Below are 23,759 nucleotides of genomic sequence, written 5' to 3' on the forward strand. Positions count from 1 at the left end.
TTTGCTCTCGCTGGCAAACCCGCCGTAAAATCAATTACATCTCACGCTAATAAAACCGTACACATGCTTGATTTTGCCCATCGCCAACAGCGTTCCGATCGACGTCGCCTGCTTTTGCTGGTGCTGCTGCTTTTTGTTGCCGCCGGTTTCAGCCTGTGTGCTGGCGACCAGTGGCTAAGCCCGGTACGCTGGTTTGGTCCTGAAGGGCAGCTTTTCGTCTGGCAAATTCGTCTGCCGCGCACGCTGGCGGTGATCCTGGTCGGTGCCGCGCTGGCGCTCTCAGGCACCATTATGCAGGCGTTGTTTGAAAACCCTCTGGCAGAGCCGGGGCTGCTCGGTGTCTCAAATGGCGCCGGTGTAGGGCTGATTGCCGCGGTGATGCTCGGCGGTGGGGCGCTTTCCCCCTGGGGTGTTAGCCTCAGCGCCATTCTCGGGGCATTGCTGATCACCCTCATTCTTCTGCGCTTCGCACGACGCCATTTATCAACCAGTCGGCTGCTGCTTGCCGGGGTTGCGTTGGGGATCATCTGCAGCGCGTTGATGACCTGGGCGGTCTACTTCTCCACCTCGTTCGATCTGCGTCAGCTGATGTACTGGATGATGGGCGGGTTTGGCGGCGTAGACTGGCGGCAGGGCTGGCTGATGGTGCTGCTGGTCCCGGTCATACTGTGGGCGGGCGTGCAGTCGCAGCCGCTGAATATTCTCGCTCTTGGTGAAACCTCAGCCCGCCAGCTCGGGATGCCGATTGGCGTCTGGCGCAACGCGCTGGTGATTGCAATCGGCTGGCTGGTGGGAGTGAGCGTGGCGCTGGCGGGGGCGATTGGCTTTATCGGGCTGGTTATCCCGCACATGCTGCGTCTGTGTGGCATCACCGACCATCGAATCTTACTTCCCGCCTCGGCAGTGGCTGGTGCGGCAATGCTGCTGGTGGCGGATATCATCGCCAGGCTCGCCCTGAACGCCGCTGAGTTGCCCATCGGTGTGGTCACCGCCACGCTGGGCGCGCCGGTGTTTATCTGGCTACTATTAAAAGCTGGACGTTAAATCGATAACCTGAGGAAATGCTATGCAGTCTGATATTCTGAATACCGAAGTGACCACCATCGACGGGGACAAAACCACCCTGGAACGCTACAAAGGCAACGTGTTGCTCATTGTGAACGTGGCGTCTAAATGTGGTCTGACGCCGCAGTACGAGCAGCTGGAGAACATTCAGAAAGCCTGGGAGAAAGACGGCTTTACCGTACTGGGCTTCCCGTGCAATCAGTTCCTGGGTCAGGAGCCGGGCAGCGAAGAGGAGATCAAAACGTTTTGCAGCACCACCTATGGCGTGACGTTCCCGATGTTCAGCAAAATTGATGTGAATGGCGAAAATCGTCACCCGCTGTATGCCAAACTGGTGGCCGCCGCGCCGACCGCCGTGGCACCGGAAGGCAGCGGCTTTTATGAGCGTATGGCCAGCAAAGGGCGAGCACCGCTCTATCCGGACGACATCCTGTGGAATTTCGAAAAATTCCTGATTGGTCGTGACGGCCAGGTCGTTCAGCGTTTTTCTCCGGATATGACGCCTGAAGATCCTATCGTCATGGAGTCAATCAAGCTGGCGCTGGCGAAATAATGACGCAGCTGATGCAGCTCACGGACGTTGCCGAGACGGGGCGTCTGGAGCCGGTGACGGCGGCCATCCGTGCAGGTGAAATCCTGCATCTGGTGGGGCCGAACGGGGCAGGGAAGAGTACTCTGCTGGCGCGCATGGCGGGGCTGACCGTCGGGCCAGGCTCGATCACCTTGCTCGATAGCCCCCTGAGTGACTGGTCGGCGGTCGCGCTGGCGCACCGGCGGAGCTACCTTGTTCAGCAGCAGGTCCCGCCGTTTGCGATGCCGGTCTGGCACTATCTGATGCTGCATCTGCACGATAAACAGCAGACCGCGCTGCTCACCGAAGTGGCGGCGGCGTTGGGGTTAGAGGACAAACTTTCCCGGCATGCCAGCCAGCTTTCCGGTGGCGAGTGGCAGCGCGTCCGTCTGGCGGCGGTGATCCTTCAGATCCATCCGGCGGGCAACCCTCACGGGCGACTGTTGTTGCTGGACGAGCCGATGAGCGGTCTGGACGTGGCGCAACAGGCGGCGCTGGACACGCTCCTCAGCGCGCTGTGTCAACAAGGCATTGCCGTGGTGATGAGCAGCCATGACCTGAACCATACGCTGCGCCATGCGCACAGCGTCTGGCTTCTGGCGCGCGGGAAGATGATTGCCAGCGGCACGCGCGATAGCGTCCTTACGCCGCCAAATCTCGCTCGTGCTTACCATATGCCGTTCCGCAGGCTGGATATCGAAGGGCATAAGATGCTGATTTCTACCGCACACGAGTAACCGTTTCTTGCCTGTTAGCGCCATTGCACGCTAAATTACGAAAAGAATAAAAAAAGCAGAGGATTCGTCTGGACATGCGATTCTGGTTTCTCATGGTGGCAGCGTTATTTCTTGCGGGATGCAGTAGCCATCGCGCACCGCCGCCTAACCCACGACTCTCAGATTCAATCACTGTGATTGCCAGCCTGAACGATCAGCTGAGCAACTGGCGCGGGACACCGTATCGCTACGGTGGCATGAGTCGCGGTGGGGTGGATTGCTCCGGCTTTGTGCTGATGACGTTCCGGGATAAGTTTGATTTGCAACTTCCACGCGAAACGCGCAAACAGGCTGAAATCGGTACCGAAATTGATAAAGATGAGTTGTTACCCGGCGACCTGGTTTTTTTCAAAACCGGCTCGGGTGATAGTGGTCTGCATGTTGGCATTTATGATACGGATAACCAGTTTATTCATGCCTCGACCAGTCGTGGGGTGATGCGTTCTTCGCTCGATAATGTTTACTGGCGTAAAAATTTCTGGCAGGCACGACGTATTTAGTCCGCCACCGACCACGCATTTCTGACGGCATGGCACAATTAAACCATGCCGTTTTTTTGCAAATAAGATGATTAAAGTTAAATTTACAACAAATTACTTATGTCCTTATGTGTCTGTTTTATCTAAAACTGGCTATTACGCAGCAACCAGGATAAGATTATTTTAGATTCAGGGATAAATCTGAAAATTAATACGGATCTAATGAAATTAAACTTATTAAAATCAAGACAGTGGAATTGTGTCAGCAATTGCTCCAGGATGTCCTCTCTCATCTTTAATGCGGGGCGAGTGCAATGATTATTACGTTAGATAATGCCTACCAGTCTGAACTGTTGCTCCAGCCTGCCCGCAATAATGCCGGTGAGCTTAAAGGATTAGAGGTGACGGTTAACTTTACTGGCGTCGGCAGCGATGTACGGATCCCCACTGAACTCGTTATCCCACGTCTGACACCGGCAGAAGAGTTAGCGCTGTTTCAAGAAAAACTGCAATTGCTTGATACCTGCAAACTGTTTTTTATTCAGCATCAGTTAATTGCATGGATCAATATTACACCTGTAATAGTTGAGTTTTTATTAAGTAATGGGAACGCTGTTTCAATACTTGAGCGTTATCCGTTTCTTGAGTTTACTGTTAATGAGAATTATCCAGGTTTAAATAACGGAAAAGACGATCCTGAACTGGCGAGAATGGCGATTCATTTTCCGCTGGTACTGGCAAACTTTGGTGCCGGTGAAGCCTCGCTTAAAGCCGTTTATGATGGTTTGTTTAAACGTGTCATTCTGGACAAAGGGTTTATCCAGCAGCACGCGGCAGCGCTTTCTTTTGAGCCCTTTATGCGTGCTATTCTGTGGCAAATAACGTCACATTGTCAGTCTGTGCTCGTCGCCGGTATTGACGATCATGCCCTGTTGCAGCGCGTTTTATCCTTCAACTTTGGTGCCATGCAGGGGGCGCTGTGGCCTGCCGTAACTGCAGAGCGCGTCACCACGCTGGTTCAGTGATAACCCTTTCTTTCGCCCGTGTTTAAGTCCGGGTAAACCCTCTACACTAAAAGCAGGAGGACTTATGACCCTGTCTTTTACTGCGCACTGGCATGACGAGTTGCCGGGTTTTTATACCGCACTCAAACCAACACCATTACATCATTCCCGTCTTGTCTGGCATAACGATTGGCTGGCGAACGACCTGGCTATCCCACCGGAAATGTTCCAGCCTTCAGACGGCGCGGGCGTCTGGGGAGGGGAAACGCTGCTCGATGGCATGCAGCCCCTCGCTCAGGTCTATAGCGGACACCAGTTTGGCGTCTGGGCGGGACAGCTGGGGGACGGCCGTGGGATCCTGCTCGGCGAACAACAGCTTCCCGGCGGAGAGACGGTCGACTGGCACCTGAAAGGGGCGGGTCTCACACCCTATTCACGCATGGGCGACGGGCGCGCGGTACTGCGCTCAACCATTCGTGAAAGTCTGGCGTCGGAAGCGATGCATGCGCTGGGTATTCCCACCACGCGCGCGCTGACGATAGTGACCAGTGACACTCCGGTGGTCCGCGAAACGGTAGAAAAAGGCGCGATGCTGATGCGCATTGCGCAAAGCCATCTGCGTTTCGGCCATTTTGAACACTTTTATTATCGCCGCGAGCCGGAAAAAGTACGCCAGCTTGCCGATTACGCCATCCGACGGCACTGGCCGCAGTTACAGGACGAGGCCGACAAATACCACCTCTGGTTCCGGGATGTGGTTGCCCGCACGGCAATCATGATTGCCCGCTGGCAGTCCGTAGGCTTTGCTCATGGCGTGATGAATACCGACAACATGTCAATTCTGGGGCTGACCTTTGATTACGGTCCGTTTGGTTTTCTCGATGACTACCAGCCGGGGTATATCTGCAACCACTCGGACTATCAGGGGCGCTACAGCTTTGACAATCAGCCGGCGGTGGGGCTGTGGAATCTGCAGCGTCTGGCGCAATCCCTGTCGCCGTTTATCGACGTTGATGCCCTGAATGATGCGCTCGACGGCTATCAGGAGACATTGCTGCGCGAATACGGCACGCTGATGCGCAACAAGCTGGGGCTGATGACGCAGGAGAAGGGCGATAACACTATTCTGAATGGCTTGTTTGCGCTCATGGCGCGTGAGGGCAGCGACTATACCCGTACCTTCCGTATGCTCGGCCAGACAGAGCAGCATAGCCCCGCCTCACCGCTGCGCGATGAGTTTATCGACCGACAGGCGTTTGACGACTGGTTTGCCACTTACCGCGCGCGCCTGCAACAAGAGCAGGTGGATGACGCGACCCGGCAGGCGCAGATGAACGCGGCGAACCCGGCGATGGTCTTGCGCAACTGGCTGGCGCAGCGGGCGATTGAGCAGGCGGAGCAAGGTGAATATGCGGAATTACACCGGCTGCACGTAGCGTTGCGCACGCCGTTTGCCGACCGGGACGACGATTATGTCAGCCGCCCGCCTGACTGGGGCAAGCGGCTGGAGGTCAGCTGCTCAAGCTAATGTTATGGCCGGGAAGCACAGGCTTGCCCGGCCGATACGTCACTGGGCGACCCACCCGCCGTCCATATTCCACGCCGCGCCCCGCACGTGCACGGCGCTGTCGCTACATAAAAACAGCGCCAGTTCACCCAGCTGTTCTGGCGTAACAAACTCTCCTGATGGCTGTTTCTCCGCAAGCAACTGCTCGCGCGCCCGATCCGCAGGCACACCTTCTGCGATACGTTTGTCGATCTGCTGCTGAACCAGCGGCGTAAGCACCCATCCCGGGCAGATGGCGTTAGCGGTAATACCGGTGCGGGCAGTCTCCAGCGCCAGGGATTTTGTAAAACCGACCACCCCATGCTTGGCGGCGACATAGGCTGACTTCTCTTTTGATGCCACCAGCCCATGCACGGAGGCGATATTAATGATGCGTCCCCAGTTTTTCTCGCGCATTGCAGGCAGCGCCAGTCGGCTGGTGTGAAACACCGACGACAGGTTAATGGCAATAATGTCGTTCCATTTCTCCACCGGGAACGCCTCAACCGGGGCGACATGCTGTATCCCGGCATTATTGATAAGAATATCCACTCCGCCGAACTGCGTGTCGGCGTAGCGCATCATCGCGTCGATTTGCAGGGTGTCACGCAGATCTGCATCGTGATAGCCCGGTTTTTTCCCCAGCCGGGCGATCTCTTCTCTTGCTGCGTCACTGTCGCCAAAACCGTTGAGGATCAGCTGCGCTCCGGCCTTTGCCAGTACGCGGGCGATGCCCAGACCAATACCGCTGGTCGAGCCGGTCACCAGCGCCGTTTTACCGTTCAGATTCATTTTATTCTCCTTACACAATGCCGGTGAGATAGAACACGGCAATGACAAAAAGCACCGCCAGACTTTTGATGATCGTGATGGCGAAAATACCGCCATAGGCCTGACGATGGCTAAGACCGGTGATGGCCAGCAGCGTAATCACCGCGCCGTTATGGGGGAGTGTATCCATGCCACCGCTGGCCATAGAAGCCACCCGGTGCAGGACCTCCAGCGGAATATTCGCGGCATGGGCGGCGGCGACAAAGCTGTCTGCCATGGCCGCCAGCGCAATGCTCATCCCACCTGAAGCCGAACCGGTGATCCCGGCGAGAACGGTCACGCTGATCGCTTCATTCAGTAACGGGTTCGGAATAGCCGCCAGCGCGTGGGATAAGACCAGAAAGCCGGGCAGGGCGGCGATAACTGCACCGAAACCATATTCCGAAGCGGTATTCATCGCCGCCAGGATCGCGCCGCTCACTGCCGTCCGGCTGCCTTCCGCCAGACGTCCCCGGATGTTGCGAAAGCCAAAGATCAGCACCAGCACGATACCGGAAATCAGCGCAGCTTCCACGGCCCAGATGGCGGTGATCTTGCTGACCTCGGTCACAATCGGCTTTGCCAGCCCGGGCAGGGTCAGCTCGTGGCTGGTGCCATACCAGCCGGGGATCCAGCGGGTAAACAGCAGGTTGAGGATCCCCACCACCAGCAGGGGGGAAATTGCAATCAGCGGATGGGGAAGGTTAATGTTGTCCGGCGTTTCCGGTTCGTTTTTCAGATCCGTGCCGTAACCTTCATTGTTATTGAGCGCTTTCCGCCGCTGGCGCTCCAGCCAGAGCAGGCCAAAGCAGATAATAAACAGCGAGCCAATCAGCCCCAGCCAGGGGGCAGCCCAGGCATTAGTGCCGAAGAAGCTGGTGGGGATAATATTCTGGATCTGCGGCGTGCCGGGCAGGGCGTCCATGGTGAACGAGAACGCCCCCAGCGCCACGGTCGCCGGGATCAGCCGTTTGGGGATCCCGCTCTGGCGAAACAGTTCGGCGGCGAAAGGATAAACGGCAAACGCCACCACAAAGAGCGACACGCCGCCGTAGGTTAACAGCGCGCAGACCAGCACAATCACCGGAATGGCGTGGCGGCGGCCAAGGATTTGAATCGCTGCGGCAACAATGGAGCGTGAGAAGCCGGAGAGTTCAATCAGCTTGCCAAACACGGCGCCCAGCAGGAACACCGGGAAGTAGAGCTTGACGAAGCCCACCATCTTTTCCATAAACAGGCCAGTAAAAGTCGGGCCGACAGCGCCCGGGTCGGTTAACAGCACGGCACCCAGCGCCGCAATGGGCGCAAAAAGAATAACGCTATATCCGCGATAGGCCGCCAGCATCAGCAGCGCCAGCGCCGCCAGGGCAATTAACACACTCATTGCGACTCCTTACTGTTGTTATATTCGGGTACTCACGAGAGGTTTAACGCTCGACGGTCAGCGCAATGCCTTGCCCGCCGCCTATGCACAGAGTGACCAGCCCTTTTTTGGCGTCACGGCGCTGCATCTCATGCAGCAGCGTCACAAGGATCCGACAGCCGGATGCACCAATCGGATGGCCCAGCGCGATAGCGCCACCGTTAACATTCACCTTGCGCGCATCCCAGCCAAGCAGGTTACCAACCGCCAGCGCCTGCGCGGCAAAAGCTTCGTTGGCTTCGATGAGATCCACCTCATCCAGCGTCCAGCCTGCCCGCGCCAGCGCGGTCTGGCAGGCGCTGACGGGGCCGATGCCCATTACGGACGGGTCAACCCCGGTAACGGCGTAGCTCACGATCCGGCCCAGCACCGGTAGTCCGCTCGCCTGTGCTTTTTCTTCGCTCATCAGCAACACCGCGGCGGCGCCATCGTTCAGGGTGGAGGCATTCCCCGCCGTGACCGTGCCGTCCTCCTGGCGAAACGCGGGGCGCAGTTGCGCAAGCTGTTCTGCGGTGGTTCCTGGCCGGGGTTGTTCGTCATGACGAATCACCAATGGCGGCTTCTTGCCCTGTTTCACCGTTACCGGGGTAATCTCGGCCTCAAAGCGAGCAGATTCGATGGCAGACGCCGCCTTTTGCTGTGACCCGGCGGCGAAGGCATCCTGCTGCTCGCGTGAAATGCCGTGCTGCCGGGCGACGTTTTCCGCAGTGATCCCCATGTGGTAATCGTTAAACGCATCCCACAGGCCATCGACGATCATGCTGTCCTGCAGGCCCGTGTGGCCAAGACGCAGCCCGGAACGGGCGCCATCCAGTAGGTAAGGGGCATTGCTCATGCTCTCCTGACCGCCCGCGATCACCACCTCTGCGTCTCCACAGCGGATAGCCTGTGCCGCAAGCTGTACCGCCTTCAGCCCCGCGCCGCAGACCAGATTGACCGTGGTGGCAGGGGTACTGACGGGCAGCCCGGCGGCGATAGCCGTCTGACGTGCCGGGTTTTGTCCGCAGCCTGCCGTCAGCACCTGCCCAAAAATCAGTTCGTCTGTGTCACCTGCCGAAAGCGAGCTCTCCTCAAGCAGGCGGCGCACCGCGACAGCACCAAGTTCAACGGCGGAAAGGGGAGAGAGCGAACCGCGAAAACTGCCAATCGGCGTTCGCGTTGCCCCGACTATCATGACGTTTTTCATGTTGAGTCCTCAGCTAAAGCGCATTTCGCGAACGTCGTCCGCCACGATGATTTTTCCGGCAGTTTTGCTGACGATCTCGTCAATGCCGACGCCGGGGGCGTATTCACGCAGAATGAACGCACCGTCTTTAATTTCCAGCAGGGCCAGGTCGGTTAACACCCGGCGGATGCAGCCCACGCCGGTGAGCGGTAGCGTGCAGCGCGACAGCAGTTTGGACTCACCGCTCTTCGACGCGTGGGTCATCACGACAATGATGTTCTGCGCCCCGGCGACAAGATCCATGGCGCCGCCCATGCCTTTCACCATCTTTCCGGGGATCATCCACGAGGCGATGTTGCCTTCCACGTCCACCTCAAACGCCCCGAGCACCGTGAGGTCGACGTGCCCCCCCCGGATCATGGCGAAGGACTGGGCCGAGTCGAAAATGGCGGCACCGGTTCGTGCGGTAACGGTCTGCTTACCAGCGTTAATCATGTCGGCATCAAGGCTCTGCGCATCGGGAAATTCCCCCATCCCCAGCAGTCCGTTTTCTGACTGGAGCATCACGTCCATGCCGGCCGGGATGTAGTTCGCCACCAGCGTCGGGATACCGATCCCCAGGTTGACGTAGTAACCGTCGCGCAGCTCGCGGGCGACGCGCATGGCCATCTGTTCGCGGGTTAACATGGTCAGACTCCCTCTGCGCGCAGCGTGCGCTGTTCAATGCGTTTCTCAAACTGGCCGACAATCAGCCTGTCGACGTAAATTCCCGGGGTGTGAATGGCGGACGGCGGCAGCTCACCCGGCGGGACAATCTCTTCCACCTCCACCACGGTTATCCGTCCTGCGGTGGCCATTAGCGGGTTGAAATTTTGCGCGGTGTGGCGGTAGATGACGTTGCCGTACCAGTCCGCTTTCCAGCCTTTGATCAGCGCAAAATCGCCGGTAATGGCCTCTTCAAGGATGTAGTGCTTACCGGCAAACTGACGTACCTCTTTCCCGGCGGCCACGGGCGTGCCATAGCCGGTGGCCGTGTAAAATGCCGGAATACCGGCCCCGCCCGCGCGCACCTTTTCGGCCAGCGTGCCCTGGGGCGTCAGCTCAACCTCCAGCTCGCCGCTCAGCACCTGCTGTTCGAACAGCGCGTTCTCGCCGACGTAAGACGCCACCACCTTCCGCACCTGGCGCGTCTCCAGCAGCAGCCCGAGCCCGAAACCATCCACGCCGCAGTTGTTCGATACCACCGTCAGGCCCTGCACCTGACGGCGTTTGACTTCCGCAATCAGATTTTCAGGAATACCGCACAGGCCAAAGCCGCCCGCCAGCAATGTCATCCCGTCCGCCAGCCCCTCCAGCGCCTGCGCATAGCTGCCGACGCGTTTATCCAGTCCTGCCATAGCCATCCCTCCTGTTGTCCGTGGCGGTATCATTGGGGGCGACGACTCTTTTGTTAATTTTGAATTTGTGACTCACTCATTTGGTTTTTTTATTAATTTCCTGTTAACTAAATTTTTTCAATTAGTTAACAGGATGAAAAATGAGAATGAGTGTCAAACAGTTACGCGCGTTTTTAGCGGTAGCTCACACTCTCAATTTTGCGCACGCCAGCGAACGGTTAAATCTTTCTCAGCCAGCCCTCAGCCTGACGATTAAAGGGCTGGAGGATGCGCTGGGGGGCCCGCTGCTGCAGCGAAGCACGCGTAAGGTCACCCTGACGCAGGAGGGCGAAACCTTTTTACCGATGGCGCGGCAGCTGCTGGCTGACTGGGATAACGTGGAAGAGGCAATGCACCAGTGCTTTACGCTGCAGCGCGGCAAAATCTCGGTCGCGGCCATGCCGTCGTTTGCGGCTAACGTCCTGCCGGAGGTGCTGAAAGCGTTTCGCGATCGCCATGCCGGGATCAACGTCACCGTGCATGATGTCATCAACGAACAGGTGATTGAGATGGTGCGGGAAGGGCGGGTCGAAATGGGGATCGCCTTTGAACCGGCGCCGACGCATAACCTGCTGTTTACGCCGCTGGGCCTCGACCGGTTTGTCGCCATTGTGCCGAAAGCGTCCCCCCTTACGATGAAAAAACGCCTCTCCTGGAATGAACTGCTGACGCTGGATTTCATTACCCTGCAGCGCCCCTCGGCGGTGCGCCTGATGATGGAAGAGGAGCTGGCCCGTAGCGGCCGCAAGCTGGAGGTGGCGCTGGAGAGCCATCAGCTGGTGACGGTAGGAAGGATGGTCGCCAGCGGGCTGGGCGGCAGTGCCGTACCGGCGCTGTGCGAGGCGCAGATGACATCGCTGGGTGCGGTCTGCATTCCGCTGGACAGCCCGCCGATAGAAAAGTGTATCGGGGTGATCCATCCGGGGCATACGCAGCTCTCAAAAGCGGCGCATGCCCTGCTGGAAACCCTGAAAGATTTTTATCAGCCCGATCAGGGGGCGAGAAACACCTGCGGCGCGGCATGAGCCGGGTGTCGGCCAACGTGCACTTGCGCGCCGTACCAGCGCGTCAGCGTATCGGCCTGCAGAACCGCCTCCGGGGCCCCCTGAGCGGCCATTTTGCCGTTATGTAACAGCAGGATCCGATCCGCCCACAGCGCCGCCAGATTGAGATCGTGCAGCACCACACAGACATGCAGATGCCCCCGACGGGTCAGGGAAGAGAGCAGGCGCAGCAGATGCTGCTGGTGGTAAAGATCCAGCGCGGACGTGGGTTCATCCAGAAACAGCCAGCCGCGCGGCGCACCGTCGCACCAGAGCTGTGCCAGCGCGCGGGCGAGTTGAACGCGTTGCTGCTCCCCGCCGGAGAGCGCCGCAAACTGCCTGCCCGCCAGCGGTAAACAGCCGGAGATGGCCATCACCTCCTCAATCAACGACGCCTCAGGGCGGCGCGTCCACGGCGCACGCCCCATCCCGATCACCGCTTCTACCGGCCAGTCGAATCCGAGCTGGGTATTCTGGCGCATGACCGCCCGGTAGCGGGAGAGTCTGTCCGGCGGCCAGGCCGCAAGCGCCGTTCCCGCCAGACTGCACCGTCCGCTCGCGGGTTTGAGATAGCCGGTAAGCAGGCGTAACAAGGTCGATTTCCCGGCACCGTTGGGGCCAATCAACGCCACCAGTTCGCCCTGAGAGAGGGTCAGCGACACGTCGTCGATCAGCGTCCGTTGTCCGGCGTGAAAGACAATATTTTCCGCACAGTAGCGTTCAGCCATGCGCACCTCCGCGACGAAAGATAAGCCACAGGAACCACGGCGCACCGAGAAGGCTGGTCAATAAACCGACCGGCATTTCCGCCGGGGCGACCAGGGTACGCGCCAGCGTATCGGCAGCCAGCAGCAGTAACGCACCGGCTAGCACCGAGCCGGGGATCACCGCCCGGTGGTCGGCCCCCAGCCACATGCGCACCAGGTGTGGCACCACCAGGCCAACAAAGCCGATGACGCCGCTGACGGCCACCGCGGCGGCCACCAGCAGGGCGCTGCACAGCAGCAGGAGCCGCTGCACAACGGCTACCTCCACCCCGAGGTAGTGCGCCTCTTCTTCGCCAAGCTGCAGCAAATTAAGCGCGCCAGCCAGACGCCAGATAACCAGCACGGTGGGAACCATCAGCGAGCAGACGGCCAGCAGCGTTGACCACTGGGCCTGACCGAGGCTGCCCATGCCCCAGAGTGAGAGCTGGCGAAGCTGGGCATCATTACTGAGCCATGACAGCACGCCGACGGCCGCCCCGCACAGGGCATTGATGGCAATCCCCACCAGCAGCAGTCGCGACAGGGAACTGTCACGCTGCCGGCTGAGCAGGAAAATGACGAATGTGGCGGCCAGCGCGCCGAGAAACGCCGCCAGCATCGGGGCGTACAGCATCACCAGCGCGGGCAGCGAGAGCGGAATAACCACCCACAGCGCAACGGCGAGTGCTGCGCCGCTGCTGATCCCCAGCAGGCCCGGATCGGCCAGCGGGTTACGAAACAGTCCCTGCATCACACAGCCCGCCAGCGCCAGTGAGCCGCCGATTGCCAGCGCCAGCAGCACGCGGGGCAGGCGGATCGTCAGCCAGATCTGACGCAGCGCGTCGTCGCTGCCGGTCCACAGCAGGCTGACCGGCAGGCGCAACGCGCCCACACCGCTGGCCGCCAGCGTCATGACGGCCAGCAGCGCGGCCAGCAACCACAATGCCAGTACGGCGCGTCGGGACATCAGGGCAGTTGCTCCGCTTTACGGCGTAACTGCTGGATCGCCTGTGGCGTTCGCACGCTAAAGCCCAGCAGCGCCATATCGTCGATGGCCAGCATCTGCCGGTGACGTCCCGCTGGCGTTTGCGCCAGACCGGGCAGTTGCCACACCGCATCCGCCCCACCCAGAGCGTTCACGCCATCCTGCGAGATCACCACCAGGTCGGGCTGACTGGCGATAACGCCTTCCTGAGACAGCGGCTGATAGCGAGTGAAGCCCTGCATCGCGTTCTGCAGCCCTGCCGCACGAATGACAGCATCCGCTGCGGTTTGTTGCCCGGCGGCCATCGCGGTCATCCCGCCGTGGTTGAGAATAAACAGCACCCGTTTATTGAGCGGTGACACGGGAAGCGCCGACAGCGCCTGACGCAGCGAGTTGCGCAGGGTTTTCCCTTCTGCCTCGCGGTGCGTCGCCTCAGCGATAACCCGAACCTTTTCATCGATAACACTGAGGTCATTGCCTGCCGGAACGGTGATCACCCTGACGTGACTCTGCTCTACCTGTTTTAACGCCAGAGACGGCTGTGCCTGTGCACTGGCCAGCACCAGCGTGGGGCGCATGGACAAAATGCCTTCGGCATTCAGCTGGCGCAGATAGCCCACGTCCGGCAGCGTGTTCGCCGCCTGTGGCCACTGGCTGGTGCTGTCGCGTGCCACCAGCGAAGACGCAGCGCCGAGCGCATAGACAATCTCGGTGACGTCGCCGCCGAGCGCGACGATTTTCTCCTGCGGCGCAGCAAATGCCAGCAGCGGCAGGGCGCTGATCAGGGCAAGCCATTTTTTCATGCGGCCAGCCCTTTTGCTGTTAAGGCGTCGATCTGGCTGCGCCACTGGCTCTGCTCGGGTTCGCCTTCACTCCGCTGGCCGTACAGCTGGGCAATCTGCGTGCCGTCGGCGGCAAACAGCTCCAGGCTGGTGACATGTCCGTCAGCCGTCGGTTTGCGCGTGACCCAGGATTCGGCGATGGCGCCTTCCAGCAGATGCAGGGTGAAAGCCGGGTTGAAGATGTTCAGCCAGCCCTTCATCGGCATCAGTTTTTCCACCACGCCGGTGAAGATCTGCACGCAGCCGCGGTTGCCGACGAAAATCATAATTTCGTTCCCGTCCTGGCGTGCCGTTTCCAGCAGCTGGGCCAGTGCGGTGTTGTCGACCCTGCAGGCCAGATCGTCGCCCACCAGGCGAAACGCCTGTTGACGGCTGAGGTTGTGGCGCTTGAGCAGGCTGAAGAACTGATGCACGTCGGTCATGGCACGCCACTCTGTGTCCACGAGCGAGGCGTCCGGGTTTTCAGCGTGAGCCGGGACATCGGCCGTTTTCAACGCCAGCGGCGGATTCCCGGCAAAGATAAAGCGGGTGAGCAGATCGCCCCAGGCGGTGAGGTCGGTGTTATCCGTGGCGTAAACCTTCAGCAGGGCGTCGCCCTGGTGGTCGAAGAACTGAATGCTCTGCCGCTCGCCGTGGGCGGTGGCCTCGCTGATATGAAATACGCTCGCCCACTGGTTAAGGAACAGGCGCAGATCCAGCGCGCGCGGGTTGAGGATCAGCCCAGCGTGGCCGCTCAGGTGTTGATGGGTAAAGGCGCCGACCTGCTCGTGAACGGCGTAGTCGTTGCGGCAGATGCATTTGGTTTCGCCCACCGCTTCCAGCGCGGCCAGGATCTCGCGGACGTCACCGCGCAGGCGCCAGGCGTCATGGCCCACACGGGCGAAGGTCAGCTCGGCTTCGCTGATGTTCATTAAACCTGCAATGTCGCGCGCGTACTTACCCGGATTTTCGTCTTTTAGCTCAAGCCAGCGTGTGTAGTGATTCATTGTCTTTTCCTCTCAAAGCATTGCCCCGGGCAGCCGGGGCGGGGATTACCATTGATAACTGACGAAAATCTTCCCGTTTCGACCATCCTGCGGAATGCCCTGTGGCGACCAGTATTGTTTGTCGAAGGCATTGCCCAGCACCAGCGTCGTGGTAACGCCTTTAAGCTGCGCCTGGCCGGTGTAGCTCACGTAGAAATCATTAACCGCGTAGCCGGGTTGCTCACTGTAGCTGCTGCTGATGTGCGTTGAGCGATCGACAAAGGTACCGATCCAGCCGACGGAGAAGCCGCTTTGTGCCAGCGGAATATCCAGCTTGCTGGTGACGGTATCCGGGTTGATGCTGGAAATATACTCGCCCGTGTCGGTATCTTTTCCGCGCGTGCGGTTATAGGCGAGGTCGAGGTTGAACAGGTCGGCGGAGTATTTCGCCATCACGTCCCAGCCCCAGATTTTGGCGTTCGGGACGTTATATGACATGGTGGTCGCCGCCGCAAAATCGACGGTGGTGGAGATGTAGTCTTTGGCGTTGGTATCGAAATAGCTGGCTTTAAACTCCAGCGCATCGTTGGCCAGCATCAGATCATCAAAGCGCAGACCAAAACCATACTCCTGCGTTTCGTTGGTTTCCGGGCGCAGATTGGGGTTAGGCACCCAGTAGTTGGTATAGAAGCGGCCAATGGAGAAGTGTTTGGCGTCGTTATACATTTCGCCCATGGTTGGCGCGCGGAACGCCTGCGCGTAAGAGCCGAACAGCATCAACCAGTCGGTCGGGCTGACGGTTAACCCGGCGCGGGAGGACCACTTATCGGCATCCACATCCTTGTAGCCGTCGCTGCTGCCGCGGTAGTTGTCGTAGCGCGTGCCGCCAAGAAGGGTCACGGGGAGGTCGCGCAGGGTGATTTCATCCTGCAGCCAGCCGGAGCTGAAATCGATTTGTGCCTGCGGGAAGCCCGTTGTTGCCCCGCCCGGGCGTTGCTCCTGACGATAATACTCACCGCCGTAGGTCAGCAGGTGCGACGCAAAGGAATCGCTGAACAGGCGGGTGCGGTTCTCCACTTTGCCGCCTTTGGTGGTCTGTTTGCGAAACTCACCGCTGCCGTCGATGTTCTGGGCGTTGATACGTGCTTCGGACCAGTAAATTTTCGCGTCGGCGTTCAGCCAGTCGTTACCCTGTGGAGCAAGGTGATAGCCGAGCTGCGCGTCACGCTGGATGGTGGAACGGTCGGTCAGCGGGTTACTGCTGCTGTCTGCTGTACTGGTTTGCGGGTTTTTCGGCTCCTGTGCGGCATTGTTGTAATAGCGCAGGGAGCCGCTCAGGCTCTGGGCCGCGTCGATTTTCCAGCTGCCCTTCGCCAGCATGTTCTGAATGGATTCGTCGTTCGGGGCGGTGGTGCCGTCACTCTGGCGCAGATCGCCACGATCCCGGCTCGACCAGGAGACCAGCCCGTCCAGGGTATCGGTGCGGCCATAGGCGCTGGCCCCCATGCCGATGCTGTGATCGCCCGTCGCACCGGTAGCGAACACGCGATAGCCGCTGTTTTTACCCGGCTCAAGCAGATCTTTGGCATCGACGGTGTCATAGGCAATCACACCGCCCAGCGCGCCACTGCCGTATAGCAGGGCCGACGGACCGCGCACCACTTCGATACGTTTAATCAGCGCCGGATCGAGGAACGTGCTGTTCAGGTGGCCGGTGTCGGTTCCCTGGCGCACGCCGTCAACCAGTACCAGCACGCCGCGACGGTCATAACCGCGCAGGTTAACGTCCTGGCCGTTGGTACGTCCGGTGCCATCGAGCGTCAGGCCGGGGAGGTTACGCAGCAGGTCGGCTGCCGAGCTGGCAGTTTGTTTATCCGGTGTGCTGGCGTCAATCACGCTCACCATCATGGGGGCTTCGAAGGCGCTACGGGCGTTACCCGTGGCGGTCACGGTCATTTCATCTGTGGTAGCAAACGCGACGCCCGGCAGGGTGCTGACAATCGCTAGCGCCAGAAGTGACGGACGTAAAGGCGCGGAAGGCAGGTGTGGCATAGCAACTCTCCATTAAGAATTGAAAGCGCTGGCTGCCTGGGGTTCACCTGGGTGGCTGGCGGAGTTTTTGTGTTGTTTATTTTGTGAGGATCAATTTTCCGGCATGGGTCTGGCGCAGCAGGTAGCGTTGACCGTCATGCTCGATAATGACCCGTCCCTCATCGCCCAGCAGGGTTTTGCTGTCAATGCGACGCTCGGCGGGGGCGGATGCTGTGTCTGTTTTTGGCGGCGTTGCCGCAGTGTTATCCGTACGTGACATAATGTTTATAAATAACAATCAATGTAACAATGATAATCATTATCAATAAACTGCAAATTCGCGGCAAGCGTTTTTGTGAAAAAAGGGTGAGAGGATCAAATTTGTGGGTGAAGTGCGGTCAGATGCCCTCACCCCAACCCTCTCCCACAGGGAGAGGGAGAAGGGCACGGATCGTAGGCCGGGTAAGCGCAGCGCCACCCGGCGGGGGGTTAGAAGCGCGTATCGATCGCAGACGCCAGCTTATCCAGCAGCAGTTCGCTGTCTTCCCAGCTCAGGCACGGGTCGGTGATCGACTGGCCGTAAATCAGCGGCTGACCCGACACGATTTTCTGCGTGCCTTCGCGGATAAAGCTTTCGGCCATAATGCCCGCAATGGCGCTTGAACCGCTGCGGATCTGCTGGCAGATCTCATCGCAGACATCCAGCTGGCGACGGTGCTGTTTCTGACAGTTACCGTGGCTGAAGTCCACCACCAGATGTTCCGGCAGATCGAACTCGGCCAGCGTTTCACAGGCTGCGGCGATATCCCCGGCGTGATAGTTCGGTTTCTTGCCGCCGCGCATAATGATATGCCCGTACGGGTTACCGCTGGTCTGGTAGATGGTCATCTGGCCGCTCTTATCCGGCGAGAGGAACATGTGGCTGGCACGCGCAGCGCGGATCGCATCGACCGCAATCCGGGTGTTGCCATCGGTTCCGTTTTTAAACCCGACCGGGCAGGAGAGGGCAGAGGCCATTTCACGGTGGATCTGGCTCTCGGTGGTCCGCGCGCCAATCGCGCCCCAGCTGATCAGATCGGCGATAAACTGGCCGGTCACCATATCGAGAAACTCGGTGGCCGTGGGAACGCCCAGCTCATTCACCTGCAGAAGCAGCTTACGTGCCAGCTCAATCCCATGGTTAACGCGATAGCTGCCGTTGAGGTCGGGGTCTGAAATTAATCCTTTCCAGCCCACCACGGTGCGGGGTTTTTCAAAGTAGGTCCGCATCACGATCTCAAGGCGATGCTGGTGTTTTTCCCGCAGCCCCTGTAGCCGTTTTGCATAATCCATCGCCGCGTCCAGGTCATGGATCGAGCAGGGGCCAATTACCACCAGAAGACGTTTGTCTTCACCATTAAGAATTTTTTCAATGCGTCGGCGCGAGGCCGTAACATGCTCCGCAACGCCTGCGGAAAGTGGATGCCGCTGTGCCAGTTCAGCCGGTGTAACCAGGCTGTCAATGCGCGCTGTGCGGAGTTCGTCGGTTTTATTCATGGAATGTCTCAGAAATTTTTTGCTTCATCGGCAGACTACCGGGAAGTGATGGGCATCACCTTAAACCAATCCCTGCTGATTGCAAGTTCGGGGCGGCTCCGCCCCGAGGATGTGGTGGATGATACCTGAATCCGAGCTAATGTACTAGCATATTAGTACATACGACGATTAAGACCCATGATGTCGAGAATTTTGGTGGCGATCTCTTCGACCGAATAGTTGGTGCTGTTCAGCCAAGGGATCTGGTTTTTGCGGTACAGCGCTTCCACTTCGGAGACTTCCATTCGACACTGGCGCATGGAGGCGTAGCGGCTGTTCTCGCGGCGCTCTTCGCGGATGGCGGCAAGGCGCTCCGGATTAATGGTCAGCCCGAACAGCTTGTGCTGCAGCGGCTTCAGGGCGGCAGGCAGCACCAGATTGTCCATATCATCGGCAATGAACGGGTAGTTGGCGGCACGAATACCAAACTGCATCGCCAGGTAGAGGCTGGTAGGGGTTTTGCCGCAGCGCGAGACGCCCAGCAAAATGACCTGCGCCTGGTCGAGGTTTCGCAGCGAGATGCCGTCGTCATGCGCCAGGGTGTAGTCAATGGCGGCGATACGCGCATCGTATTTGGTCAGGTTGCCAGGGTTCAGCCCGTGGGTTCGGTGGGCGATGGGGGTCGGGTCGAGCTTCAGCTCGCTCTGCAGCGGGGCCACCAGCGCCTGCACGATATCCTGACAAAAGCCTTCGCTTTGCAGAATGATGTTGCGAATTTCCGGGATCACGATGGAGTAGAACACCAGCGGGCGCACGCCCGTCTGCTGGTAAATGGCATCAATCTGGTCCTTGACCGCCCGCGCGCGGCTCTCATTTTCCACAAACGGCAGCGTGATGCTGTTAATCGAAACGGGGAACTGTGACATCACCGCATGCCCCAGCACCTCGGCGGTAATCGCCGTACCATCAGAAATATAAAAAACGTGGCGATCGACAGCATTATCCATTTTATCCACCCTGAATATCGGACCTAATTGTCTGAAAGCATAAATTAAAAAAGTTAATTGCACAGCAAAGAAGTTATCTGAATTTAAAATGAAATGGTGTTTTTGATTTTCCTGAAAAGTGGATTTCATTTTTCAAATAGCGACGTCATTTTTGTGGTTTTTGGCTGAATATATAGGAATCATCGGCTTATCCGGTGGAGGGAAAGTATCCGAAAAGTTGAAAATTTAAATTGCTTACACGATTCACCGTTTTTTTAGCGTAAATAAATATGCCAGTATAAATACGTAGTCAGGTGTTTCTTACTCCGATCAAATATCACAAAAGGATTGTTTCGATGTCCAACAATGGCTCGTCACCGCTGGTGCTTTGGTATAACCAACTCGGCATGAATGATGTAGACAGAGTTGGGGGCAAAAATGCCTCCCTGGGTGAAATGATTACAAATCTGTCCGGTATGGGTGTCTCCGTACCAAACGGGTTTGCCACGACCGCCGATGCGTTTAACCTGTTTTTAGACCAGAGCGGTGTAAACCAGCGCATTTACGACCTGCTGGATAAAACGGATATTGATGACGTTACCGAGCTTGCTAAAGCCGGGGCGCAGATCCGCCAGTGGATTATCGACACACCTTTCCAGCCGGAACTGGAAAAAGCCATTCACGATGCGTACAACCAGCTCTCCGCTGATGATGCGCAGGCCTCTTTCGCCGTGCGCTCCTCGGCAACCGCAGAAGACATGCCGGATGCCTCGTTCGCCGGACAACAGGAAACTTTCCTGAACGTTCAGGGGTATGACGCGGTACTGGTGGCGGTGAAACACGTGTTCGCCTCCCTGTTTAACGATCGCGCTATCTCCTATCGCGTGCATCAGGGCTATGACCATCGCGGCGTCGCGCTCTCTGCGGGCGTACAGCGTATGGTGCGTTCCGACGTGGGCTCTTCCGGTGTGATGTTCTCCATTGATACCGAGTCCGGCTTCGACCAGGTGGTATTCATCACCTCCGCGTGGGGCCTGGGTGAGATGGTGGTGCAGGGGGCCGTGAACCCTGACGAATTCTACGTCCACAAACCGACGCTTGCCGCTAACCGTCCGGCGGTGGTTCGTCGCACCATGGGCTCGAAAAAAATCCGCATGATCTATGCCCCGACCCAGGAGCATGGCAAGCAGGTGAAGATTGAAGATGTACCGCAGGAGCTGCGCGACCGCTTCTCCCTGACCGACGCCGAAGTGCAGGAGCTGGCGAAGCAGGCGGTGCAGATTGAAAAACACTACGGCCGTCCGATGGACATCGAATGGGCCAAAGACGGTCATACCGGCAAGCTGTTCATCGTCCAGGCGCGCCCGGAAACGGTTCGCTCCCGCGGCCAGGTGATGGAGCGTTATACCCTCCACGCGCAGGGCAAAATCGTGGCGGAAGGCCGCGCGATTGGTCACCGCATTGGTGCCGGTCCGGTGAAAGTGATCCACGATATCAGCGAGATGAACCGCATTGAACCGGGCGACGTGCTGGTAACCGACATGACCGACCCGGACTGGGAACCGATCATGAAGAAAGCCGCGGCTATCGTCACCAACCGCGGTGGCCGTACCTGTCACGCGGCGATCATCGCCCGCGAGCTGGGGATCCCGGCGGTTGTCGGCTGCGGTGACGCAACCGAACGCATGAAGGACGGACAGAACGTGACCGTCTCCTGTGCCGAAGGGGATACCGGCTACGTGTATGCCGACATCCTCGACTTCAGCGTGAAAAGCTCCAGCGTCGATACCATGCCGGACCTGCCGCTGAAGATCATGATGAACGTCGGTAACCCGGACCGCGCGTTTGACTTCGCCTGCCTGCCGAACGAAGGCGTGGGCCTGGCGCGTCTGGAATTCATCATCAACCGTATGATTGGCGTTCACCCTCGCGCGCTGCTGGAGTTTGACGACCAGGACGCAAAGCTGCAGAACGAAATTCGCGAGATGATGAAAGGCTACGACTCGCCGAAAGAGTTCTACGTTGGCCGTCTGACCGAAGGGATCGCGACGCTCGGGGCGGCGTTTTATCCGAAGCGCGTGATCGTGCGTCTGTCGGACTTTAAGTCTAACGAATACGCCAACCTGGTGGGCGGCGAGCGTTACGAGCCGGAAGAAGAGAACCCGATGCTGGGCTTCCGTGGGGCCGGACGTTATGTCTCCGACAGCTTCCGCGACTGCTTCGCGCTGGAATGTGAAGCGGTAAAACGCGTGCGCAACGACATGGGGCTGACTAACGTTGAGATCATGATCCCGTTCGTACGTACCGTGGACCAGGCGAAAGCGGTGGTGGACGAGCTGGCGCGTCAGGGGCTGAAGCGCGGCGAAAATGGGCTGAAGATCATCATGATGTGTGAGATCCCGTCCAACGCCCTGCTGGCAGAGCAGTTCCTGGAGCACTTCGATGGCTTCTCTATCGGTTCGAACGACATGACGCAGCTGACGCTGGGTCTGGACCGTGACTCCGGCGTGGTCTCTGAGCTGTTCGACGAACGCAACGAGGCGGTGAAAGCCCTGCTGTCGATGTCCATCCGTGCGGCGAAGAAACAGGGTAAATACGTCGGGATTTGTGGCCAGGGCCCTTCTGACCATGAAGACTTCGCGGCCTGGCTGATGGAAGAGGGGATCGACAGTCTTTCCCTCAACCCGGACACCGTGGTGCAAACCTGGCTGAGCCTGGCTGAACTGAACAAGTAACGTCTTCCGTATCTGAAAAGGCGAGGGAAATAATCCTCGCCTTTTTTATTTCCGCTTATATTTGCTCCCCATCACAAATAAAGTAAAAAACCAAATATCATAATTTGTCTGTTAATTTAGACAATTGTTAGCACACAAAGGGTTGCTAATACTTGAGCCTTACCGCGCAAATCAACACGATTTTGCGCAACTGGTTGAAATACGTTTTAACCTGATAAAAAGGCAAATAACAAATGACAATCTCCTCTGTACTGCGTACCAAAGATAAAATAGGTTATGGCTTAGGTGATATGGCCAGTGCGCTGGTCTGGCAAACAGCGACGTTATTTCTTGCTTATTTCTATACAGACGTTTTCGGTTTACCTGCGGCCATTATGGGCACCATGTTTTTAGTGGTGCGCGTGGTCGATGCCTTTATTGATCCCTGTATCGGCGCGCTGGTGGATCGCACCCAAACGCGTCACGGTCGTTTCCGTCCTTGGCTGCTGTGGTTTGCCATTCCGTTTGGCGTAAGCTGCCTCATTACGTTCTACGTTCCCGACGTCGGGCCCACGGCGAAAATCGTCTATGCCTGTGTGACCTACGGGATTTTAAGCCTCATCTATTCCGCCATTAACGTCCCTTACTGCGCCATGCCGGGCGCGCTGACGCTGGATCCGCGTGAGCGCCATTCGCTGCAGTCGTGGCGCTTTGGCCTGTCGTTTATCGGCGGGTTGATTGTGACGGTTATCGCTTTGCCGTTGGTTTCGCATCTTGGACAGGGCAACGTACAGAAAGGCTATTTCTATGCCATGAGCCTGATGGGATTACTGGGGATTATTTTATTCTTCTGCTGCTTCCTGATGACCCGCGAGCGCTATTCTCCGCGGAATGATACTTCTGGCTCCATGCTCACCGATTTAAAACTGCTGGCCGGGAACAGCCAGTGGCGAATTGTGTTCCTGTTTAATATTTTGCTGTTAACGGCGGTCGTGACGCGCGGCTCTGCCACGATGTATTACGTGAATTATGTGCTGTTGCGCCCGGAACTGGTGTTTGCCTTTATCGTCTCCGGGATGGTGGCCTCCTTAAGTGGCGCATTATTATCCGAACGGCTGCTGGGGAAATTTGACCGCGTTCGCGCTTATCAGTGGACCATTATTTCCTTCGTGATTTTTGGGGCGCTGATCTTCTTCCTGCCGCCTTCACAGGTCTGGCTGATTTTCGGCCTCAATATTGTCTTTAGCTTCATCCAGAACCTGACCACGCCGCTGCAGTGGACCATGTTCTCCGATGTGGTCGACTATGAAGAGCACCGCAGCGGTCGCCGGCTCGATGGTCTGGTCTTCTCCACCGCGCTGTTCGCCATCAAATTTGGTCTGGCGTTGGGTGGGGCAGTGGTGGGTTGGGTGCTCGGGATGGTGGATTACGCGCCAGGCCAGGCAACCCAGACGCCGCACGTACTCACGACCATTAACGAACTGTTTACCCTCATTCCGTGCGTGCTGTTCCTCTGCATGGTCGCGCTACTTGCCATCTACAAACTCAACAGTCGGCTGGTGGATACCATCGCCCGCGAACTGGCCAGCAAGCGCGACGTGCGGCCAGAAGCAGGGCAACTCAGCCCGGCTGCCCCTTCCGCCCTACAGGAGTAAAA

The 23,759-nt window shown here is 58.2% G+C and carries 22 protein-coding genes; 9 read left to right on the plus strand and 13 right to left on the minus strand.

The genetic code is table 11. The features are described from left to right. Window positions 1–63: 63 nt before the first annotated feature. The 6 genes from btuC (at window position 64) to selO (ending at window position 5,423) form a co-directional block, all read left to right on the plus strand. Window positions 64–1,044, plus strand: coding sequence for a vitamin B12 ABC transporter permease BtuC (gene btuC / locus AK59_RS0103320; RefSeq protein ID WP_029882015.1), 981 nt, complete (start codon window positions 64–66; stop codon window positions 1,042–1,044). A gap of 22 nt (window positions 1,045–1,066) precedes the next feature. Next, window positions 1,067–1,618 carry a glutathione peroxidase gene (locus AK59_RS0103325; RefSeq protein WP_020688363.1) on the plus strand — a complete coding sequence of 184 codons (552 nt, stop codon included), beginning with the start codon at window positions 1,067–1,069 and terminating at the stop codon, window positions 1,616–1,618. Then, the gene (gene btuD, locus AK59_RS0103330; protein ID WP_032618375.1) at window positions 1,618–2,373 is read left to right on the plus strand and encodes a vitamin B12 ABC transporter ATP-binding protein BtuD; all 756 of its coding nucleotides are present in this window, start codon (window positions 1,618–1,620) and stop codon (window positions 2,371–2,373) included. The genes AK59_RS0103325 and btuD overlap by 1 nt, the downstream gene beginning before the upstream one ends. Before the next feature lie 74 nt (window positions 2,374–2,447). Then, window positions 2,448–2,912 carry a C40 family peptidase gene (locus AK59_RS0103335; RefSeq protein ID WP_029882017.1) on the plus strand — a complete coding sequence of 155 codons (465 nt, stop codon included), beginning with the start codon at window positions 2,448–2,450 and terminating at the stop codon, window positions 2,910–2,912. Window positions 2,913–3,205: 293 nt separating this feature from the next. Further along, window positions 3,206–3,916 (plus strand): EAL domain-containing protein, encoded by a 711-nt coding sequence (locus AK59_RS0103340; protein ID WP_020688361.1) that lies wholly within the window; start codon window positions 3,206–3,208, stop codon window positions 3,914–3,916. Window positions 3,917–3,980: 64 nt separating this feature from the next. After that, on the plus strand, window positions 3,981–5,423 hold the full coding sequence (gene selO, locus AK59_RS0103345; RefSeq protein WP_029882018.1) for a protein adenylyltransferase SelO: 1,443 nt from the start codon (window positions 3,981–3,983) through the stop codon (window positions 5,421–5,423). A gap of 39 nt (window positions 5,424–5,462) precedes the next feature. On the opposite strand, the gene AK59_RS0103350 is transcribed toward selO, so the two are convergent. From AK59_RS0103350 to AK59_RS0103370, 5 genes are read right to left on the minus strand one after another with little or no spacing between them, the layout of a single operon-like run. Next, window positions 5,463–6,233 carry a 3-hydroxybutyrate dehydrogenase gene (locus tag AK59_RS0103350; protein ID WP_029882019.1) on the minus strand — a complete coding sequence of 257 codons (771 nt, stop codon included), beginning with the start codon at window positions 6,231–6,233 and terminating at the stop codon, window positions 5,463–5,465. 10 nt (window positions 6,234–6,243) lie between these two features. Next, on the minus strand, window positions 6,244–7,635 hold the full coding sequence (locus AK59_RS0103355; protein ID WP_013096992.1) for a GntP family permease: 1,392 nt from the start codon (window positions 7,633–7,635) through the stop codon (window positions 6,244–6,246). A 43-nt stretch (window positions 7,636–7,678) separates the two neighbouring features. Then, window positions 7,679–8,860: an acetyl-CoA C-acetyltransferase gene (locus tag AK59_RS0103360; protein ID WP_029882020.1), complete on the minus strand. Its 1,182-nt coding sequence runs from the start codon at window positions 8,858–8,860 to the stop codon at window positions 7,679–7,681. Between the two features lie 9 nt (window positions 8,861–8,869). Then, the gene (locus tag AK59_RS0103365) at window positions 8,870–9,526 is read right to left on the minus strand and encodes a CoA transferase subunit B (RefSeq protein WP_020688356.1); all 657 of its coding nucleotides are present in this window, start codon (window positions 9,524–9,526) and stop codon (window positions 8,870–8,872) included. Window positions 9,527–9,528: 2 nt separating this feature from the next. Continuing rightward, window positions 9,529–10,236, minus strand: a complete 708-nt coding sequence (locus AK59_RS0103370; protein ID WP_013096989.1) for a CoA transferase subunit A — start codon at window positions 10,234–10,236, stop codon at window positions 9,529–9,531. A 140-nt stretch (window positions 10,237–10,376) separates the two neighbouring features. On the opposite strand from AK59_RS0103370, the gene AK59_RS0103375 reads away from it, so the two are divergent. Next, the gene (locus AK59_RS0103375; RefSeq protein ID WP_032618377.1) at window positions 10,377–11,300 is read left to right on the plus strand and encodes a LysR family transcriptional regulator; all 924 of its coding nucleotides are present in this window, start codon (window positions 10,377–10,379) and stop codon (window positions 11,298–11,300) included. Here AK59_RS0103375 and AK59_RS0103380 read toward each other — a convergent pair. The 8 genes from AK59_RS0103380 to ppsR all read right to left on the minus strand — a co-directional run bounded on the left by AK59_RS0103380 (window position 11,267) and on the right by ppsR (window position 19,409). Continuing rightward, window positions 11,267–12,046, minus strand: coding sequence for a heme ABC transporter ATP-binding protein (locus tag AK59_RS0103380; protein WP_029882022.1), 780 nt, complete (start codon window positions 12,044–12,046; stop codon window positions 11,267–11,269). The two genes, AK59_RS0103375 and AK59_RS0103380, sit on opposite strands and share 34 nt — an antisense overlap. After that, window positions 12,039–13,031, minus strand: a complete 993-nt coding sequence (locus tag AK59_RS0103385; RefSeq protein ID WP_014831563.1) for a FecCD family ABC transporter permease — start codon at window positions 13,029–13,031, stop codon at window positions 12,039–12,041. Before AK59_RS0103385 ends, AK59_RS0103380 begins: the two co-directional genes overlap by 8 nt. Next, entirely contained in the window at window positions 13,031–13,852 is an 822-nt protein-coding gene (locus AK59_RS0103390; RefSeq protein ID WP_029882023.1) for a heme/hemin ABC transporter substrate-binding protein, read from the minus strand. Before AK59_RS0103390 ends, AK59_RS0103385 begins: the two co-directional genes overlap by 1 nt. Continuing rightward, a complete protein-coding gene (locus AK59_RS0103395; RefSeq protein WP_029882024.1) occupies window positions 13,849–14,877 on the minus strand; it encodes a hemin-degrading factor in 1,029 nt (342 codons plus the stop codon). Before AK59_RS0103395 ends, AK59_RS0103390 begins: the two co-directional genes overlap by 4 nt. A 45-nt stretch (window positions 14,878–14,922) precedes the next feature. Next, window positions 14,923–16,908, minus strand: coding sequence for a TonB-dependent hemoglobin/transferrin/lactoferrin family receptor (locus AK59_RS0103400; protein ID WP_029882025.1), 1,986 nt, complete (start codon window positions 16,906–16,908; stop codon window positions 14,923–14,925). A gap of 76 nt (window positions 16,909–16,984) precedes the next feature. After that, window positions 16,985–17,167: a hemin uptake protein HemP gene (gene hemP / locus AK59_RS0103405; protein ID WP_020688348.1), complete on the minus strand. Its 183-nt coding sequence runs from the start codon at window positions 17,165–17,167 to the stop codon at window positions 16,985–16,987. 209 nt (window positions 17,168–17,376) lie between these two features. After that, window positions 17,377–18,423: a 3-deoxy-7-phosphoheptulonate synthase AroH gene (gene aroH / locus AK59_RS0103410; RefSeq protein WP_029882026.1), complete on the minus strand. Its 1,047-nt coding sequence runs from the start codon at window positions 18,421–18,423 to the stop codon at window positions 17,377–17,379. A gap of 152 nt (window positions 18,424–18,575) precedes the next feature. Continuing rightward, window positions 18,576–19,409 carry a posphoenolpyruvate synthetase regulatory kinase/phosphorylase PpsR gene (gene ppsR, locus AK59_RS0103415; protein ID WP_023620693.1) on the minus strand — a complete coding sequence of 278 codons (834 nt, stop codon included), beginning with the start codon at window positions 19,407–19,409 and terminating at the stop codon, window positions 18,576–18,578. A gap of 335 nt (window positions 19,410–19,744) precedes the next feature. Between ppsR and ppsA the strand changes: the two genes are divergently transcribed. Continuing rightward, window positions 19,745–22,123 (plus strand): phosphoenolpyruvate synthase, encoded by a 2,379-nt coding sequence (gene ppsA / locus AK59_RS0103420; protein WP_013096979.1) that lies wholly within the window; start codon window positions 19,745–19,747, stop codon window positions 22,121–22,123. Window positions 22,124–22,356: 233 nt separating this feature from the next. Next, window positions 22,357–23,757 carry an MFS transporter gene (locus AK59_RS0103425; RefSeq protein WP_029882027.1) on the plus strand — a complete coding sequence of 467 codons (1,401 nt, stop codon included), beginning with the start codon at window positions 22,357–22,359 and terminating at the stop codon, window positions 23,755–23,757. Window positions 23,758–23,759 lie beyond the last annotated feature (2 nt).

Source organism: Enterobacter sp. T1-1, from assembly GCF_000710795.1.
Classification (GTDB): Bacteria; Pseudomonadota; Gammaproteobacteria; order Enterobacterales; family Enterobacteriaceae; genus Enterobacter; species Enterobacter cloacae.